Source organism: Embleya scabrispora DSM 41855, from assembly GCF_000372745.1.
Lineage (GTDB): Bacteria > Actinomycetota > Actinomycetes > Streptomycetales > Streptomycetaceae > Embleya > Embleya scabrispora.
The window spans coordinates 22,354-39,314 of sequence record NZ_KB889667.1; the positions used below are offsets into that span (position 1 = coordinate 22,354).

Sequence of the window (16,961 nt, forward strand, 5' to 3'; positions counted from 1 at the left end):
GACTACCGGCCGGGGCCGACGGCTGTGATCACCTTTTTTTGATCATGACATGCGGTTCGATCCCGACATGCGGTTCGATCACGAGTCGTGTGGCGCGGGCGTCAGGACCCGGACCGCGTCGGGTACGCAGTCCGCAGTCAGCGGCAACGCGCCCAGCCGCTCGCCGTCGGCCCACCCGCTGAGTCCGCGCGCGCTGAGCGACACGGTCGCGGCGCGGTACACGGTGACCAGCGGGTGGCTCACGTGCCTCCCGCTGTAGACCTTGGGGAACACCCGCAACAACTCGGCCCGCCCGCAGCCGGCCACCACGGTGACGTCGAACAGACCGTCGGTGGGGTCGGCGTCCGGACACATCCGCATGCCGCCGCCGTAGGAGCGGCCGTTGCCCACGGCGATCAGAGTGGCCTCGACGTCGAAGGGTTTGCCGTCCAGTTCCAGCTCGTAGGCGATCGGCTTGAGCGCGCCCAGCTCGCCCAGCAGCGCCGCGTTGTAGCGGGTCCGCCCGCGCGCCCAGGTCATCCGGTTGGCGCGCTCGTTGACCCGTGAATCGAAGCCGGTACACAGTATGGTGCCGAACCAGCGCTCACCCGCCCGGCCCAGGTCCACCGGCCGCGCATGCAGGTCGGCCACCACGCGCGCGGCGGCGGCCACGTCGCCCAGCGGCAGGTCCAGGGCACGCGCGAAGTCGTTGCCGGAGCCGATCGGCACCACGCCCAGCGGCGTACTCGTGCCGGCCACCGCCTGGAGCGCGGCCGCCACCGTGCCGTCGCCGCCGACCGCGACCACGGCGTCCACCCCGCGGCGCACCACCGCGCGTAGTCGGGCGATCCCCTCCACGGCGTCGGGGGCGGACACCTGGTGCGGTGTCAGCCCCCGTTCGCGGAGCAGATCGGCGGCGACGGACGCGGCCTTCAGGCCGCGACCACGACCCGCGGTGGGGTTGACGAATACTGCTATCTCCCGAGACACAAGGCGCGAGATTAGCCCACCGACCTCAGGTGATGTCGTCCACCCTGGCGGTGGGGCCGGGGGCCGGTTCCTCCGCGACGGCGCTCGGACGCTCGACCGGGCGCACCGAGGTGTCCAGGACCGACGCCTCGTCGTCGTCGAGATCGGCGCCGAACACTTCCGCGTGCCGCTTGCCGCGCCGGCGGTCGTTGAGCCAGGCCACGATCAGCGCGATCCCGTACAGGATCGTGATCGGGATGGACAGCAGGATCATCGTCAGCGGGTCGGTGGTGGGGGTGGCCACCGCGCCGAAGACGAAGATCCCCATCACCACCCAGCGCCACCAGCTCGCGAGTTGCCTCGCGGTGACGACCCCGCCGAAGTTCAGCATGATCAGCACGAGCGGCAGCTCGCACGCGATGCCGAAGACCACGACCATGCGGATGACGAAGTTGAGGTAGTCGTCGAGCTGGATCTGGTTGCTGGCGTCCGAGAGCGTGAAGTCCAGGAGCACCTGCAGGGCGTGCGGCAGGATCCAGTACGAGAAGTAGGCGCCGCCCAGGAACAGCGGCACACCCACGCCGACGAAGGCCAGCGAGTACTTCTTCTCGTGCTTGTGCAGCCCCGGCGCCAGGAAGGCCCACATCTGGTAGAGCCAGATCGGTGAGGCCGCGATGATGCCGGTGGCCAACGAGATCTTCAGGGCCATCGAGAACGGCGAGAGCACGCCCTGTTGGACCAGGACACCCTGGCCGCACTTGGTGACGCCGGTGCCCTTGACGTTCTCGAGGTCGCAGACGGGATCGACCAGGAAGGCGCCGATGTCCTCGTAGAAGAACGCGGCGACGATGGTCACGACGATGATGGCCAGGAGCGCCTTGACGAGCCGATTGCGCAGCTCGCGCAAGTGCTCCATCAGGGGCATGCGCCCCTCGGCGTCCTTAGTCTTCTTTTGTTTCGGGCCGGACTCTCGTCCGCGCCCTGCCTTGTCAAGCACCTTGAGGGCCGACTCCTAAAAGGCGCGCGCGGATTCAGCGACGGTTGTGGTCGGGCTCGCCGACCGGCCGCGCCTCGCTCACGTCGCCCGGAGCCGCCTGGATGGTGCGCGGCGGCGCCTCGGTGGTCTTGGCGGTCTTGTCGGACGCGGGGGCCTCGGCCGTCCCGTCCTCCTTCATCGCCTTGGTCTCGCTCTTGAGGATGCGCAGCGAACGGCCCAGCGCACGCGCCGTGTCCGGCAGACGCTTGGCGCCGAACAGCAGCACGACGACAACCAGGATCAGGATGATCTCGGGCCAACCGAGCTTGCCAAACATAGTCAGTACCTCATTGCCGGGGCCGGGGGGTTACGGGTTCGATCGTACGCCGGTGCGTGTGACACACGTGCAACGCAATGGTGGCGAACAACTGCACCGGACGTAACCCCCAGGTGTCACGTATGCGGATCACTGTCGGTGAGGGGCCGCGGGGCGGGGGTGCGGTACGGTATCGCGCCGCAGGGACGGGCCACCGGCCGCGTCCAGCTCGGCCGCGGCTGCGGACAGTCGGGTCGAGGCGTCCGTGACGGTCGCTCCGAGGTGACGCACGTCACCGAACAATCGCCAGGCGAACCAGCCGATGACACCGAGTCCGGCGAGCACGAGCACGAGGAAGACGAGGACCCACGGCAACATGCGGCGACCCTAACAGCCGCGCGTCCGCCGCCGCGCGTCCCCGCTCAGCGGGCGACCTGCATCGACGACACCCCACCGTCGGTGAGCAGTTCGACGATCCGCTCGCCGGCCGGCCGGCGCACCGAGTCGGCGCAGGTGGGACAACGAAACAGGTAGAAGGACTTGTTCGGTCGGACCACCAGCCGTAGCTGATCCGCCGTCAGCTCGACGCGTCCGCAAACCGGGCAGCGCGCCGTGAACGTCGACACCGTGGGCCTCCTCGCAATCTCGGGAAGGTTGTCGTCGGTGGTACCGGAGGTGCCGCTGGGCCGCGGCCGGAGGCATGTGCCGTTATTGGACAGTCGCCTCCGGCCGCGGCGAATCAGCCGGCCTGGTCCGCGTAGGCCGCGAGCGCGGCCGAGGCGGTCCGTCGTACATCGTCCACCAACTCGGGCGGGGAGATCACCCTGCCGTGCCCGCCCAGACGCAGCGCGAGCCGGCGGATCCCGGCGGGGTCGGGCGTGCGCAAGGTCAACCGCAGGCCGCCGTCGGCCAGCTCCTCGACCTTGTCGTAGCGGTAGTACTCGGTGACCCAGCGCCCGCCGGGTCCCAGTTCGAGCACCACCTCGATGCCGTCGGCCGCAGTGGGCGCGAAGCCGTCCGCGAGGTCCAGCGGCTCGACCGGCTGCGGCTCGGACGCCTCGTCCAGCAGCACCGCCTCGGCGACCCGGTCCAGCCGGAACAACCGGCGGCCCTCGGCCTGTCGGCACCACGCCACCAGATAGGTGTGCCCGTCGACCAGGACCAGCCGGATCGGGTCGACCTCGCGTTCGGTGATCTCGTCCCGACGCGGTACGTAGTAGCGCAGCCGCAACCGGCGCTTCTCGCTCACCGCGCGGTCCATCGTGGCGAACGCCGACTCCTGGGCGGCATCGTCGCCCTCGAACTCGACCGTGACCCCCTCCGCGGCGCGCGCGGCCTCGCCGGCGGCGTCCTCCAGCTTGGCGGTCACCCGGCCCAGCGCGACCTTGTCCCGCTCGCGCAGCCCGGACAGGCCCGCCAGCGCGCGCAGCGCCACCAGCAGGGCCAGCGCCTCGTGCGGGGCAAGGCGCACCGGGCGCACCGGGGCGTCGGCGTTGTCCAGGAAGACCCGGCCCTCGAAGTCGACGTGCGGCTCCAGCAGGTCGTCGGCCATGAAGCTGGTGCCGCACATGTGCAGCGTGCCCAGGTCCGCCTCGACCTGCGCGACCGGCAGGCCGAACGCGCGCGCGACGTCGTCCAGATGCGTGCCGGGCCGCTCGCGCAGGTAGGCCACCAGCGACAACAGCCGCCGGGTGTCGTCGATCGCGTTGCTCATCCGACCTTCACCTGTTCCGTCGCCTCTCCGGCGGCCTCGCGCAGTTGCGCGACCACGGCGGCGCGCAGATGGGGCGGCTCCAGCACGACCACGTCGGGGCCGAACTCGGCGAGCCAGTGGTGCAGTCCGTGTCCGTGGCTCAGCTCCAACTCGTCCCAGCCCTCGCCGGCCGGCACCACCGCACTCGCCCGGGCGCGCAGCGGGAAGCCCGCTCCGGCGCGCACCCGAATCCGGGCGATGCCCTCGCCGCCCTCGCCGGCGAAGCGCGCGACCTGGCCGCGCACGTCCACCTTCTCCGGCACCTCGGCCCGGAACGCTTCCTTGAGCGGCTTCGGCTTGGGCTTGTCGGCGATCCGGTCGAGCCGGAACACCCGCTGCTCCTGCCGGTCCCGGGAAAAGCCCACCAGATACCACCGACCACGCCAGCAGCTCATCCCCCACGGCTCGACCACCCGGGGCGTGGCCTCGGCGGCGCCGGAGCGGCGGTAGGCGAACTGGATCGGACGGCGGGTGCGCAGCGCGTCCAACAGCGGCCCGAAGGCGGGCTCGCGCGCGGTCACCCGGGGCTCGACGCTGGTCAGCGGCGCCGAGTCGATCTCGACGCCGGCGGCCTTGAGCTTGTACAGCGCGCCGGTCGCGGCTCCGGCCAGGGCGGACTGCTGCCAGGCGCCGGCGGCCAACGCGAGCGCGGCGGCCTCCTCCGGGTCCAGCTCCACCGGCGGCAGCGTGTTCTTCTCGGGACGGATCCGGTAGCCGTCGGCCGACTCGATCAGCGGGTCGTTGGCCCCGGTCTCGACGATGAAGCCGAGTTCGCGTACGTCGTCCTTGTCCCGCTCGAACATGCGGTCGAAGGCTTCGTCGGACGTGCACAGCCGATACGACTCGATCGACTGCCGCAGCTCTTCCTTCGTGACGTAGCGACGGGCGGCGAGCAGACACATCACCAGGCTCACCAACCGCTCCTGCTTCGGAATCGCCATCAGATCCCCAGTCCCTCCCACAAGGCGCAGCCCCGACCGTACCGCGTTCGGCGCATCGGTTGGTCCCGGCCGTCGATCTCGTCCTCCGGTTCGCCCGACGGCCCCCGGCGGCGTTAGGCTGCCGGACCGTGATCACCTGGCGACGCGGCGAAGTGACGGCGATCCGACGGGCCTGGCGGGGGGCGATCGAGCTGACCGCGGCCGTACCGGAGCCCGCCCCCGCACGCGAGTTGCGCGCGATCGCCTACCCGCACCTGACCGGCACGCCGGTGGTCGGCGACACCGTACTGCTCAACACCACCGCACAGGACATGGGCCTGGGCACCGGCGGCTACGCGCTGGTCGTGGCTCTGCCGGATCGACTGCCCGCGGATCCGCCGCCGGGACCGGGGCATGTGGTCAAGGCCCGGTACACCCCGATGCAGGCGGTCGTGCTCGGCGTGGACGAGCAGGACTCGCCGCACCACGCGAGGCTGCGCGACGCGGACTCGCTGGACGGCATGCCGGTCGTGGTCGCCGACCTGCACTCCGCGCTGCCCGCGATCTGCGCCGGCATCCGCGCCGCGCGACCGCATGCGCGCGTGGTGTACGTGATGACCGACGGCGGCACGCTGCCGCTGTGGTTCTCGATGACCGTGGACACGCTGCGCGAACAGGGGTGGCTGGCGGGCTCGGTGACGGTGGGCCAGGCGCTCGGCGGCGACCTGGAGGCGGTCACCCTGCACACCGGCCTGCTCGCGGCCCGGCACGTCCAGGGCGCGGATCTGGCGATCGTCGCGCAGGGTCCGGGCAACCTGGGCACGGGCACGTCGTGGGGCTTCTCCGGCGTCGCGGCGGGCGAGGCGATCAACGCGATCGCCGTACTCGGCGGCCGGCCGGTGGCCTCGCTGCGGATCTCCGACGCGGACGGGCGCGAACGCCATCAAGGCGTCTCGCACCACTGCCTGACCGCGTACGGCCGGGTCGCACTGGCCCGGGCCGACGTGATCGTGCCCACGCTGCCGCAGCCGCTGGCGCGGCGGGTGGCGGCGGACGTCGAGCCGTTGCGGATCGGGCACGATGTGCACACGGTGCCCGTCGACGGCCTCGACGCCGCGCTGCGCACGAGTCCCGCCCGGCTGTCCACGATGGGCCGCGGGCTCGACGCGGACCACGCCTACTTCCTCGCCGCCGCCGCCGCCGGTCGCTTCGCGGCGGACCTGCTCGCACGGTAGCCGGCCGACGGCCCGTTCGTCCTCGACCGGCGGGCGGGCGGAGAAAGGGCCGATCACCCCGGCCGGTCCGACGTTCGAGAAACAAGCAGCGGCTCGGCCGAGCAGACCGGCCCGGCCCGCGCCCAAGGACGAGGAGCCGGGCCGACCGTCCCGGACGGTCCGGCAGTCCGGCGCTTGAGGACGCACAACGGCCCCGGCACGCGCGGGATGCGCGAACCGGGGCCGGGCGAAAGCGACTAGCCGACCTTCATCAGGTCGACCACGAAGATCAGCGTCTCACCGGGCGCGATCGCGCCGGGCGAGCCGCGGTCGCCGTAGGCCTGGTGCGGCGGGATGACCAGCTTGCGCCGACCGCCGACCTTCATGCCCTGCACACCCTTGTCCCAGCCCTCGATGACCTGGCCCACACCGAGCCGGAAGTCGAGCGGGGAGTTTCGGTTCCAGGACGCGTCGAACTCCTCGCCGGAGGAGAAGGCGACGCCGACGTAGTGCACGCTGACGTTCTGACCCGCCTGCGCCACCGGACCGTCGCCCTCCCAGATCTCGGTGATCTCCAGGTCGGCGGGCACGCCACCCTCGGGGAAGTCGATCTCGGGCTTCGTAAGCTTGCTCACAGCTTTATCCGTATCCGTTCGAGTGCTGAATGCGGGACCAACGTACCGGGCCGGGTCGTGCGATCCGTCATTCGACGGGCCGTCAGGCGGCCGTGCCGCCGAGCGCGTCGACGATGTCGACGACGAACACCAGCGGCGCGTTGGCCGGAATGGTCGGCGGCTTGCCCTCGGCGCCGTACGCCTTGTCGGCGGGCAGCACCAGCAACACGCGGCTGCCGACCTTCTGGCCCACCAGACCCTCGTCCCAGCCGGTCACGACCTGACCGACACCGATCTTGAACGCGGTCGCGCCGCCGTGGTCCCACGACGAGTCGAACTTGGTGCCCTTGTCGAACAGGCCACCGGTGTACTGGGCGACCAGCGTCTGGCCCTTCTGGACCACCGGACCGGTGCCCTCGATCAGCGGCTGCACGGTCAGCTTGGTCGGCGCGGCGGTGCCCGGCGGGATGGTGATCTCCGCGGCCTTGCCGGACTCGACCTTGGCGACGGGCAGGCCGGCCGGCGGGGTCACCGCGGCGCCCTTGGCCTCGGCCTTGGCGTCGATCGTCTTGGTCGACTTCAGGTCCAGCACCAGCACGGTGGCCTGCGTGTCCTGGGTGACCTTGGCCGGCACGACCACGAGCATCCGGGTACCGACCTTCTTGCCGATTATCCCCTGCCCGATCTCCTTCAGGAGTTCCTGGCTGCCGGCCTGGAAGACCTCGGGGGTCTTGCTGTCGTAGGAGTTGCCGACATCCTTGCCGTCCCAGCCCTTGCCGACGGTGTCCGCGACGACGTAGTCGTCCTTCTTGATCACCTCGCCGGTGCCCTCGACGAGGATCGTGGACGTCGTCTTGTCGCCCGACTTCCCCTTGGGGATCTTGATGTCCGGCTTCTGCCCGAAGGCTCCGGTCACGATGGGTTTAACGGTTTTTCCTCCGTCGTCATCGCCACACGCGACCGCGGTGAAGGCCAGTGCGGGGACCAGAAGGAGCGCAGCGAGACGGCGCACGATGTTCCTCTGCTGAGTTGGACAAGGACCGGGACACTCTATGGGGTCCGGTTGTCAGGACGACGTGAAGACGACAACCGCGTTCAGGCAACCTCGCGACCGGGCCGCTTGAGCCGAGCGGCCCAGCGCCCGTCCTCGCTGCGCACCGACAGCGGGATGCCGAAGCACTCGCTCAGGTTGGCGTCCGTCATCACCTCGCGGGCCGGCCCGGCCGCCACGGTCGCGCCGCGGCGCAGCAGCAGCGCGTGGGTCACCGCGCTGGGCAGTTCCTCCAGGTGGTGGGTGACGATCACCAGGGTCAGCCGCGGGTACTGGCGGGTCAGCGAGTCGATCGCCTCCAGGAGTTCCTCGCGGCTGGGCAGGTCCAGCGCGTTGGCCGGCTCGTCCAGGAGCAGCAGGCGCGGATCGGGCATCAGCGCGCGGGCGATCCGGGCCCGGCCGCGCTCGCCCTGCGAGCACACCGCGATCTCGCGCTCCGCCAGCCGCTCCAGGCCCAGCAGCGCGATCAGCTCGGCGGCCCGGCCCCGCTCGGCCGGCCCGTACCTGCCGTACAGCGGCTGCACCGTGCCGCTCGCCCCGGTGAGCACATAGTCGGTCACCGTCAGGTATTCGGGGATGCGCAGCGCAGCGTTGACCGCGCCCACTCGGGCCCGCACCTCGCGCACGTCCACCCGGCCCAGCTGCTTGCCCAGTACGGTCACCGAGCCGTTGCCGGGAAAGCGCAGTGCGCCCGCGAGCGCCAGGATCGTGCTCTTGCCCGCGCCGTTGTGGCCCAGCAGCGCCCAGCGCTCGCCCTCGCGGACCGTCCAGTCCACGCCGACGAGCATGTCCGTGCGCCCGCCGGGCCCGTGCGCCCACACATCCACCGCGTCGAGCTCGAAGACCGGCGGAGCCATGTCCCATGTAGGTGTATCGACCATCGAGCCAGCATGCCACTCGCCCACCCCGCTCCCGGCGTCGGGAGGGGGCGGGCGAGGGCTTCGTCTCACATGCCGGGCGACTCACATGCTGGAGATCAACTTCTCGACCCGGTCGTCCACCGATCGGAAGGGGTCCTTGCACAGCACGGTGCGCTGTGCCTGGTCGTTGAGCTTGAGATGCACCCAGTCCACGGTGAAGTCGCGCCGCTGCTCCTGGGCCTTCTTGATGAACTCGCCGCGCAGACGCGCCCGAGTGGTCTGCGGCGGCAGCGATTTCGCCTCGAAGATCTTCAGATCGTTGCCGATCCGGTCGATCTGCCCGCGTCTCTCCATCAGGTAGTAGAGACCGCGGCGCCGGTGGATGTCGTGGTAGGCGAGGTCGATCTGGGCAACCCTCGGCGAGGACATGGGCAGGTTGTGCTTGGCCCGATACCGCTCGATCAGCTGGTACTTGATCACCCAGTCGATCTCACGCCCGACCAGGTCCAGATTGCCGGAGTCGATCGCGTCGAGCGTGCGCTCCCACAGATCGAGCACCTTCTCCACGGTGCCGGTGCGGATGCCCCGGCGGTCCGCGAACTCCTGGGCCTTGGTCAGGTATTCCCGCTGGATGTCCAGTGCGCTGGCCTCGCGGCCGTTGGCGAGCCGGACCTTGCGCGAGCCGGTCATGTCGTGACTGACCTCGCGAATCGCCCGGATCGGGTTCTCCAGGGTCAGGTCCCGCATGACGATGCCGGCCTCGATCATCCGCAGCACCAGATCGGTGGAACCGACCTTGAGCAGCGTGGTGGGCTCGGCCATGTTGGAGTCGCCGACGATCACATGCAGCCGCCGATAGCGCTCGGCGTCGGCATGCGGTTCGTCGCGCGTGTTGATTATCGGACGGGAACGGGTCGTGGCCGAACTGACGCCTTCCCAAATGTGCTCGGCACGCTGACTGACGCAGTACACCGCACCACGCGGCGTCTGCAGCACCTTGCCCGCGCCGCACAACATCTGACGGGTCACCAGGAACGGGATGAGCACATCGGCGAGCCGGGAGAATTCCCCGTGCCGCGCCACCAGATAGTTCTCGTGGCAACCGTAGGAGTTGCCGGCGGAATCGGTGTTGTTCTTGAAGAGATACACGTCACCCGCGATGCCCTCTTCGTGCAGCCGCCGTTCGGCGTCGACGAGGAGACCTTCGAGAATGCGCTCACCGGCCTTGTCGTGCACGACAAGTTCCGGCACCGAGTCGCACTCGGGCGTCGCGTATTCGGGGTGGCTGCCCACGTCCAGATACAGCCGGGCCCCATTGCGTAGGAAGACATTGCTGCTTCGGCCCCACGAAACGACTCGGCGGAAGAGGTAGCGCGCCACCTCGTCCGGGGAGAGCCTGCGCTGCCCCCGGAACGTACAGGTGACGCCGTACTCGTTCTCCAGCCCGAAGATGCGGCGGTCCATGCGGCAACATTACGCCGACGACGGGCCGTTCCGGGACAACTCCGCGTCGGTGGTTTCCACCAAATGGATCACGTTTGAAATCAGCCGGCCCCGACCGGCCAGCAATACCAGCAATCCGAGCCCCGCGCCGACGCCCGCGACCGCGAACGCGCCCCGCGCGCCGGCCACTTCACCGGCCCAGCCGGCCAGCCCCATGCCCAGTGCCGACCCCGCCCCGATCGCCGCCACCAGCCACGCGAACGCCTCGGTCACCGTGCCACGCGGCGCCAACTCGTCGATCAGGGTGAACACACATGCGATCGCCGGCGCCAGGAACACCCCGGAGAGCACCGCGAGCGGCATCATCACCCACGGGCCGGGCACCGCCGTCAGCGGCAGGTAACACACCGTCAGCCACAGCATGAACCACAACAACCGCCGGGCCGGCGGGGTCCGCCAGGCCCGCACCCCGTGCACCAGCCCGCCCAGCAACGCGCCGAAGGACATCGCCGCCAGGAACACCCCGGACAGCGCACCGGAGCCCTCGTGGTCCGCGTAGGCCACGGCCGCGACGCTGAGCACGCCCAGCGCGACGCCCGCCAACGTGAACGCGACCAGCACCACCCGCAGGCCGGCCGAGCGCAGCGCGCCCGCCCAGTGCGGGGTGTGCTGCTCGCCGCGCCAGATTCGGGACGGCCGCGCGGTGGCCACGATCACCGTGCCCGCCACGCCGATCAGGCCGGTCAGCAGCACGGCCAGCTGCGCCGAGCCCAGCTGCACCACGACCACCACGATCAGCGGCCCCACGGTGAACAGGATCTCCTGCGCGGCGGCGTCCAGGGCGTACGCCGCCTGCACCCGCTCGGGAGTGAGCACCGAGGGCCACAACGCGCGCAGTCCCGCCTCCAGGGGCGGCGTGGTGAAGCCCGCGACCAGCACCGAGGCGACCGCGAGCGGCAGCGGATACACCCCCACCAGCGCGAACACCGCGTAGGCCAGCGCCGAGACCACCGCCGAGCCGAGCAGCACGCCGGTCTGCCCACGCCGATCCATCCACCGGCCCAGCACCGGCTGCCCGGCCGCACTGGCCAGGCCGTAGACCGCGGACAGCGCGCCCGCGAGCCCGTAGCCGCCACCGTCGGCGCGCACCAGCAGCAACACGGCCAATGCGCCCATGCCGTTGGGCAATCGGCCGAACAGCGTGCCGCCGAGCAGCCGCGCCGCGTAAGGCACCCGAAGCAGGTCCAGATAGGTCCGCATCCGCGGTACCGCCCTCCCGTGCCGCGGCAGGCACGCTCCGATCAACTCGTCAAGTGCTGAGGTCATACGTATGACTCCCGCCACCACTGTGCCGTCGAGCCGACACGATGGCAAGTGGGTTCTACGCTGGGCCCGCACCGTCCCCGACACCGCCCGAGGTCGCCTTGCCGTCGCCCCAGCCCCCCGCCGGTCGCCCGACCAGCAAGGACGTCGCCAAACACGCCGGCGTGTCGCAGTCCACCGTGTCCCTGGTACTCGCCGAGAAATGGCGCGGCCGGGTCTCCCCCGCCACCGTCGAGGCGGTCCGCGACGCGGTCGCGGCGCTCGGCTACCGGCCCAACACCTCAGCCCGCTCGCTGCGCCTGGGCCGGACGCACACGGTGATGCTCGTCGTGCCCGTGCTCACGTCGCCGTTCTTCGGTGCCGTGCACACCGGGGCCGCACAGGTCGCGGCCGAGCGGGACTTCGGCGTGGTGGTCTACCCCACCCGCGACGGCGTCGACCTGACCCCGAACCCCTTCTCCTCGGCCGCCATCGACGGCGTGCTGGCCTCCTCGATGGCCGCCGAACCGCTGGACGTGCTGCGCTCGGCCGGACCCGGCACCGAGGACCTGCCGCTGGTGATGCTGGACAGCGAACCCGGGCGCGGCGTGCCGACCGTGAACGACGACGTCGCCGACGGCATGCGCACGCTCGCCGAATACGTGGTCGGCCTCGGCCACCGCCGGGTCGCCCGGCTGCGCTCCGCCGTGCAGACCTGGACCTTCCGCGCCCGGGACGCGGCCTTCCGCGCCGCGCTCGGGCCCGCCGAGGTGGTCGCCGAGGCCACCGCACCGCTGACCCTGGACGGCGGGCGCGAGGCCGCCCTGACGCTGCTCGCCTCGCCGGCCCGGCCCACCGTGCTGGTGTGCGACGACGATCTCCAGGCGGCCGGTGCCTACAAGGCGGCCCGCGCGCTCGGGCGCCGGGTGCCCGAGGACGTGTCCGTCACCGGCTTCGGCGACCTGCGCTACGCACGCGTGGTCGAGCCGGAGCTGACCACCGTGCGACTGCCCGCCGTCGAACTGGGCGCGCGCGGCATGACCGCGCTGCTCGACCTGCTGGATACCGGCGACGCGGGCCCGGACGTGGTGCTGACCGGCGAACTGCTGGTCCGCGGCTCGACCGCGCCTCCGGCCTCCGGCTGAACCCGGCCCGGGGCCGGTCCGGGCGGCTGTGGGACCCGGAACGCGTCAGGGCCCGCGCACCGACGCGGTACGCGGGCCCTGTGACGTGCGCGGGACTACTCCTCGCCGGTCTCCGGCGTGGCCTCGGGCGCGGTCTGGGCCGTCCCCTCCTCGGCAACCTCGACCACCTCGGCGGCCGGCTCCGCCTCGCCGAGCAGGCGGGTCAGCTGACCGCCCACCAGGCGCTTGAACTTGCGCTGCTGCGGCCGGGTCCGGTCCAGCGTGGCGACCTCCAACTGCGAGGCCGTGATCGAGCGCTTCTCGCCCACGCCGTCGCGCGAGAGCGCGTCGACCGCGACCTTGAGCGCGGCCTCGAGGGTGAGCCCCTCGCGGTGGTGGCGCTTGAGCTGCTCGGTGATCTGCTCGACGTTGCCGCCCATGGCGACGTAGTTGTGCTCGTCGGCCACCGAGCCGTCGTAGGTGAGCCGATAGATCTGGTCGTCCTCGGGCGCGCTGCCGACCTCGGCGACGATCAGCTCCACCTCGTACGGCTTCTCGCCGCCACTGGAGAAGATCGTGCCCAGCGTCTGCGCGTACACGTTCGCCAACCCGCGGGCGGTGACGTCGTTGCGCGCGTACGAGTAGCCGCGGATGTCGGCGTAGCGCACGCCGCCGATCCGCAGGTTCTCGAACTCGTTGTACTTGCCGACCGCGGCGAACGCGATGCGGTCGTAGATCTCGCTGATCTTGTGCAGGGCGCGGGAGTAGTTCTCCGCCACGAACAGGATGCCGTCCGCGTAGGTCAGCACGACCACGCTGCGGCCGCGGGCGATGCCCTTGCGGGCATAGTCGGCCCGGTCCGCCATGGCCTGCTGCGGCGACACATAGAAGGGCGTCGTCACCGTGGAGTCCTTTTCGTCGGAGCCGGTCTCGAAGGGTCGGCTGGTCGGGTCCTCGACATCGGGGTCACGTCAGCGGCGCGGTCGGGCCGTTGGGGTCGTCCATCCGGGCGTCGACCACGGTGCGGACGATCTCGCCGACCTCCTCCGAGGTGAGCCGGCGGATGCCGTCCTCGGTCACCAGGGTCACCACCGGGTAGATCCGCCGGGTCAGGTCCGGCCCACCGGTGGCGGAGTCGTCGTCGGCCGCGTCGTAGAGCGCCTGGATGCACACCGTCACGATGCCCTCGGCGTCCAGGCCGGGGCGGTACAGCTTCTTCAGCGCGCCGCGGGCGAACAGCGAGCCCGAACCCACCGAGTGGAAGCCGTGCTCCTCGGATCGGCCACCGGTGATGTCGTAGCTGAAGATCCGCCCGGTCCCGCCGTCCACGTCGAAGCCGGCGAACAGCGGCACCACCGCGAGGCCCTGCATGGCCATCCCGAGGTTGCCGCGGATCATCTGCGACAGTCGGTTGGCCTTGCCCTCGAGGGACAGCGTGGTGCCCTCGATCTTCTCGTAGTGCTCCAGCTCGACCTGGAACAGCCGGACCATCTCGACCGCGAGGCCGGCGGTGCCGGCGATGCCCACGACCGAGTACTCGTCGGCCGGGAACACCTTCTCGATGTCCCGCTGTGCGATCAGGTTCCCCATCGTGGCGCGCCGGTCGCCGGCCATCACCACGCCACCGTCGAACGTCGCGGTCACGATCGTCGTGCCGTGCGGCGCCTCGATCGTCACGGGCTGCACCGGAGGCGTCCTACGCGCGGGCAACAGTTCGGGCCGGTAGGCGTCGAGAAATTCGGCGAACGAGGACGACCCGGGGGTCAGGAAGGCAGCCGGTAGACGCCCGGTGCCACGAGTGTTGGCTTCCACACGATCCCTTCCACATAGGTTGCGGCCCGGCGCAACGCGTCGGGTCGATCCTTGAACATGCCCAGTGCGGCATTGCAGTTGAAGCAGAGTACGGCTCGGACCCTACCGGTTTCGTGATCATGATCGACGTGTTCGAGCTTGGTGGACTGACAGATCGGACATACGCCCATTTGGTCGGCCGTCATGCGCTGCACGTCGGCCTCGGTGAGGCCGTATTTGCGCATGAGATGCCCGGCGCGACCGTCGACTTTACGACACGGCTTACAACGCGCTGCGAGACCGTCCCATTGTCGGGAACTTTTATGCCACTCGGAATGCGGTTTGATCTGTTCACATTTCGGACAGCGCTTATGACCGTCCGGTACATCAATCTTCGGACGGACCTTGAACCCCGCGCGCTCGCGCCGGGCGCGATAGGCGTCCGCGTCGCGCTTGCGAAAGCACACACGGCAATACCATGAAAGCCCGTCAGGATTCCCCGCGCTGCGCCTGAAATCCTGAGCAGGCTTCCAAGCCTTGCAATCAGGGCATTCCTTGCCCGATTTCAAATCGGACATTTAGTGCTATTCCCCACCTTTCTGCACAAAGCCCCGCACGAATTCCTCGGCGTTCTCCTCGAGGACCTCATCGATTTCGTCCAATACCGAGTCGACGTCGTCCGTCAACTTCTCGTGTCGTTCCTGCACGTCGGACTGCGCTTCGGCAGTGGTCTCCTCGACCTCTTCCGAGCGCTTAGTCGCGCGCTGTTGTCCGCCGCTGTCCTTAGTGGCCATGTCACTCACCCCACCTTGTGATCATTTCCTTGAACCGGTGCCTATCCATTCCCCGGAGCATCCACACCCCCGATCCCGAAGGATCGGGGGTGTAAGTGCCAACGAGTGTCGGATGCCAGGTGTTCCGGAAGGGGATTTATCCGTTCGTTCGCTTTGTTCCCGCGAACGAACGAGGTCACCCACCCGTGAGGGCGCGGACCAGATCCTCGGCTGTGCGACAGCGATCGAGCAGGTCCTTCACGTGGGCCTTCGTCCCGCGCAGCGGTTCCAGGGTGGGTACCCGCTGGAGCGAGTCCTGACCCGCGACATCGAAAATCACCGAGTCCCACGACGCGGCCGCGACCTCGTCGGCGTACTGCTCCAGACATCGACCGCGGAAGTAGGCCCGGGTGTCCTCCGGCGGCAGGTGCACGGCGCGCTGCACCTCGGCCTCGCCGGCGATCCGCTCGAAACGGTCCTCCAGCTTGTTGTACAGGCCCTTGTCCGGCCGTACGTCCGCGTACTGGAGGTCGACCAGGTGCAACCTCGGCGCGTCCCAGTCCAGCGCGTCCCGCTGCCGGTAGCCCTCCAGGAGTTGCAGCTTGGCCACCCAGTCCAGCTCGCGCGCGAGCGACATCGGATCGGCCTCCAGCCGGGCCAGCACCGACTCCCAGCGGTCGAGCACGTCGGTGGTGTCCTCGTCCACGTCCTTGCCGAACCGGTTCTCGACGTACTTGCGGGCCAGCTCCAGGTATTCGAGCTGGAGCTGGATCGCGGTCAGTTTTCGGCCGCTGCGCAGCGTGATCAGCTGCTTGAGGGTCGGGTCGTGGGAGACCTCGTGCAGCGTGCGCACGGGTTGGTCCACGGTCAGGTCGTTGCCGAGGAAACGATCCTCGATCATCGACAGGACCAGCGCGGTGGTGCCGAGCTTGAGGTAGGTGGACACCTCGGACAGGTTGGCGTCGCCGATGATCACGTGCAGGCGCCGATACTTCTCGGCGTCCGCGTGCGGCTCGTCACGGGTGTTGATGATCGGCCGCTTGAGCGTGGTCTCCAGGCCGACCTCGACCTCGAAATAGTCGGCCCGCTGGCTGATCTGGAAGCCGTGCGCGGAGCCGTCCTGGCCGATGCCCACCCGACCCGCGCCGCAGATCACCTGCCGGGAGACGAAGAACGGGGTCAGGTGTCGGACGATGTCGGCGAACGGCGTGGCGCGCTGCATGAGGTAGTTCTCGTGCGTGCCGTAGGACGCGCCCTTGTTGTCGGTGTTGTTCTTGTACAGCAGGATCTGCTGGCCGCCGGGCAGCTCGCCGGCCCGGCGGGCGGCCTCGGCCATGATCCGTTCGCCGGCCTTGTCCCAGATCACCGCGTCGCGCGGGTTGGTGGTCTCGGGCGCGCTGTACTCCGGGTGGGCGTGGTCGACGTAGAGCCGAGCACCGTTGGTCAGGATCACGTTGGCCAGACCGACGTCCTCGTCGGTCAGCTGGCTGGAGTCGGCCAGCTCGCGCGCAAGGTCGAATCCGCGCGCGTCGCGCAGCGGATTCTCCTCCTCGAAGTCCCAGCGGGCCCGCCGGGCCCGCTGCATCGCTGCGGCGTACGCGTTCACGATCTGGGAAGACGTCAACATCGCGTTGGCGTTCGGATGACCGGGTACGGAGATCCCGTACTCGGTTTCAATGCCCATCACACGCCGGACGGTCATGCGACCCCCTCGTCCCTCACCCGGCCGGTACCCGATTCACACTCTCCGTGATCCGGGTACACCCTGGTCATGCTGCCGAGCCTATTGCCGTTGGATTGCCTTGGGGATACGGCCGGAACTATTGCCCTGTGCGGAAATGTCGTCCCGGCACGGCGCCGCGGCCCGTGTTCGACC

At 70.0% G+C, this 16,961-nt stretch carries 19 protein-coding genes; 2 read left to right on the forward strand and 17 right to left on the reverse strand.

From position 1 onward, the window contains the following. Positions 1-78: 78 nt before the first annotated feature. The 7 genes from A3IC_RS0121015 to A3IC_RS0121045 form a co-directional block, all read right to left on the reverse strand. The gene (locus A3IC_RS0121015; protein WP_020552025.1) at positions 79-969 is read right to left on the reverse strand and encodes a diacylglycerol kinase; all 891 of its coding nucleotides are present in this window, start codon (positions 967-969) and stop codon (positions 79-81) included. Between the two features lie 25 nt (positions 970-994). After that, positions 995-1,873, reverse strand: coding sequence for a twin-arginine translocase subunit TatC (gene tatC / locus A3IC_RS55615; RefSeq protein WP_020552026.1), 879 nt, complete (start codon positions 1,871-1,873; stop codon positions 995-997). A 106-nt stretch (positions 1,874-1,979) separates the two neighbouring features. Further along, positions 1,980-2,261, reverse strand: coding sequence for a Sec-independent protein translocase subunit TatA (tatA, locus tag A3IC_RS0121025; RefSeq protein ID WP_020552027.1), 282 nt, complete (start codon positions 2,259-2,261; stop codon positions 1,980-1,982). Between the two features lie 129 nt (positions 2,262-2,390). Then, complete coding sequence (locus tag A3IC_RS55620; protein ID WP_020552028.1) at positions 2,391-2,618, reverse strand: hypothetical protein; 228 nt, start codon at positions 2,616-2,618, stop codon at positions 2,391-2,393. A gap of 44 nt (positions 2,619-2,662) precedes the next feature. Beyond that, positions 2,663-2,866, reverse strand: a complete 204-nt coding sequence (locus A3IC_RS0121035) for a hypothetical protein (RefSeq protein WP_020552029.1) — start codon at positions 2,864-2,866, stop codon at positions 2,663-2,665. A 113-nt stretch (positions 2,867-2,979) separates the two neighbouring features. Further along, on the reverse strand, positions 2,980-3,954 hold the full coding sequence (locus A3IC_RS0121040) for a helix-turn-helix transcriptional regulator (protein ID WP_020552030.1): 975 nt from the start codon (positions 3,952-3,954) through the stop codon (positions 2,980-2,982). After that, positions 3,951-4,934, reverse strand: a complete 984-nt coding sequence (locus tag A3IC_RS0121045) for a helix-turn-helix transcriptional regulator (protein ID WP_020552031.1) — start codon at positions 4,932-4,934, stop codon at positions 3,951-3,953. Before A3IC_RS0121045 ends, A3IC_RS0121040 begins: the two co-directional genes overlap by 4 nt. Positions 4,935-5,062: 128 nt before the next feature. Between A3IC_RS0121045 and A3IC_RS0121050 the strand changes: the two genes are divergently transcribed. Continuing rightward, on the forward strand, positions 5,063-6,148 hold the full coding sequence (locus A3IC_RS0121050) for a DUF3866 family protein (protein ID WP_020552032.1): 1,086 nt from the start codon (positions 5,063-5,065) through the stop codon (positions 6,146-6,148). Between the two features lie 236 nt (positions 6,149-6,384). Here A3IC_RS0121050 and A3IC_RS0121055 read toward each other — a convergent pair whose 3' ends face one another. From A3IC_RS0121055 to A3IC_RS55625, 5 genes are all read right to left on the reverse strand, one after another. After that, on the reverse strand, positions 6,385-6,762 hold the full coding sequence (locus tag A3IC_RS0121055) for an FKBP-type peptidyl-prolyl cis-trans isomerase (protein WP_020552033.1): 378 nt from the start codon (positions 6,760-6,762) through the stop codon (positions 6,385-6,387). Positions 6,763-6,844: 82 nt separating this feature from the next. Continuing rightward, positions 6,845-7,657, reverse strand: coding sequence for an FKBP-type peptidyl-prolyl cis-trans isomerase (locus A3IC_RS0121060; RefSeq protein ID WP_020552034.1), 813 nt, complete (start codon positions 7,655-7,657; stop codon positions 6,845-6,847). Between the two features lie 179 nt (positions 7,658-7,836). After that, on the reverse strand, positions 7,837-8,673 hold the full coding sequence (locus tag A3IC_RS0121065; RefSeq protein WP_052173673.1) for an ABC transporter ATP-binding protein: 837 nt from the start codon (positions 8,671-8,673) through the stop codon (positions 7,837-7,839). 81 nt (positions 8,674-8,754) lie between these two features. Continuing rightward, complete coding sequence (gene pafA / locus A3IC_RS0121070) at positions 8,755-10,116, reverse strand: Pup--protein ligase (RefSeq protein WP_020552036.1); 1,362 nt, start codon at positions 10,114-10,116, stop codon at positions 8,755-8,757. A gap of 9 nt (positions 10,117-10,125) precedes the next feature. Then, a complete protein-coding gene (locus A3IC_RS55625) occupies positions 10,126-11,421 on the reverse strand; it encodes an MFS transporter (protein WP_020552037.1) in 1,296 nt (431 codons plus the stop codon). A 98-nt stretch (positions 11,422-11,519) separates the two neighbouring features. Between A3IC_RS55625 and A3IC_RS0121080 the strand changes: the two genes are divergently transcribed. After that, the gene (locus A3IC_RS0121080; protein WP_020552038.1) at positions 11,520-12,542 is read left to right on the forward strand and encodes a LacI family DNA-binding transcriptional regulator; all 1,023 of its coding nucleotides are present in this window, start codon (positions 11,520-11,522) and stop codon (positions 12,540-12,542) included. Positions 12,543-12,637: 95 nt separating this feature from the next. Here the strand turns inward: A3IC_RS0121080 and prcA are convergent, their stop codons facing one another. The 5 genes from prcA to dop form a co-directional block, all read right to left on the reverse strand. Further along, positions 12,638-13,423 (reverse strand): proteasome subunit alpha, encoded by a 786-nt coding sequence (gene prcA / locus A3IC_RS0121085; RefSeq protein ID WP_020552039.1) that lies wholly within the window; start codon positions 13,421-13,423, stop codon positions 12,638-12,640. Positions 13,424-13,487: 64 nt separating this feature from the next. Next, positions 13,488-14,333, reverse strand: coding sequence for a proteasome subunit beta (gene prcB, locus A3IC_RS0121090; protein WP_026218535.1), 846 nt, complete (start codon positions 14,331-14,333; stop codon positions 13,488-13,490). Further along, positions 14,285-14,890 carry an endonuclease VII domain-containing protein gene (locus tag A3IC_RS55630; RefSeq protein WP_026218536.1) on the reverse strand — a complete coding sequence of 202 codons (606 nt, stop codon included), beginning with the start codon at positions 14,888-14,890 and terminating at the stop codon, positions 14,285-14,287. Before A3IC_RS55630 ends, prcB begins: the two co-directional genes overlap by 49 nt. Before the next feature lie 6 nt (positions 14,891-14,896). Beyond that, complete coding sequence (locus A3IC_RS0121100) at positions 14,897-15,106, reverse strand: ubiquitin-like protein Pup (protein WP_020552042.1); 210 nt, start codon at positions 15,104-15,106, stop codon at positions 14,897-14,899. A gap of 175 nt (positions 15,107-15,281) precedes the next feature. After that, complete coding sequence (dop, locus tag A3IC_RS0121105; protein ID WP_020552043.1) at positions 15,282-16,787, reverse strand: depupylase/deamidase Dop; 1,506 nt, start codon at positions 16,785-16,787, stop codon at positions 15,282-15,284. Positions 16,788-16,961: the final 174 nt, after the last annotated feature.

Bases quoted from the DNA above. Each gene is read 5' to 3' on its own strand.
- A3IC_RS55630 (WP_026218536.1), bottom strand. From the start codon at position 14,890: ATGTCCGATTTGAAATCGGGCAAGGAATGCCCTGATTGCAAGGCTTGG.
- A3IC_RS0121045 (WP_020552031.1), bottom strand. From the start codon at position 4,934: ATGGCGATTCCGAAGCAGGAGCGGTTGGTGAGCCTGGTGATGTGTCTG.
- A3IC_RS55620 (WP_020552028.1), bottom strand. From the start codon at position 2,618: ATGTTGCCGTGGGTCCTCGTCTTCCTCGTGCTCGTGCTCGCCGGACTC.
- A3IC_RS0121040 (WP_020552030.1), bottom strand. From the start codon at position 3,954: ATGAGCAACGCGATCGACGACACCCGGCGGCTGTTGTCGCTGGTGGCC.
- tatC (WP_020552026.1), bottom strand. From the start codon at position 1,873: ATGCCCCTGATGGAGCACTTGCGCGAGCTGCGCAATCGGCTCGTCAAG.
- pafA (WP_020552036.1), bottom strand. From the start codon at position 10,116: ATGGACCGCCGCATCTTCGGGCTGGAGAACGAGTACGGCGTCACCTGT.
- A3IC_RS0121100 (WP_020552042.1), bottom strand. From the start codon at position 15,106: ATGGCCACTAAGGACAGCGGCGGACAACAGCGCGCGACTAAGCGCTCG.
- dop (WP_020552043.1), bottom strand. From the start codon at position 16,787: ATGACCGTCCGGCGTGTGATGGGCATTGAAACCGAGTACGGGATCTCC.
- tatA (WP_020552027.1), bottom strand. From the start codon at position 2,261: ATGTTTGGCAAGCTCGGTTGGCCCGAGATCATCCTGATCCTGGTTGTC.
- A3IC_RS0121065 (WP_052173673.1), bottom strand. From the start codon at position 8,673: ATGGTCGATACACCTACATGGGACATGGCTCCGCCGGTCTTCGAGCTC.
- A3IC_RS55625 (WP_020552037.1), bottom strand. From the start codon at position 11,421: ATGACCTCAGCACTTGACGAGTTGATCGGAGCGTGCCTGCCGCGGCAC.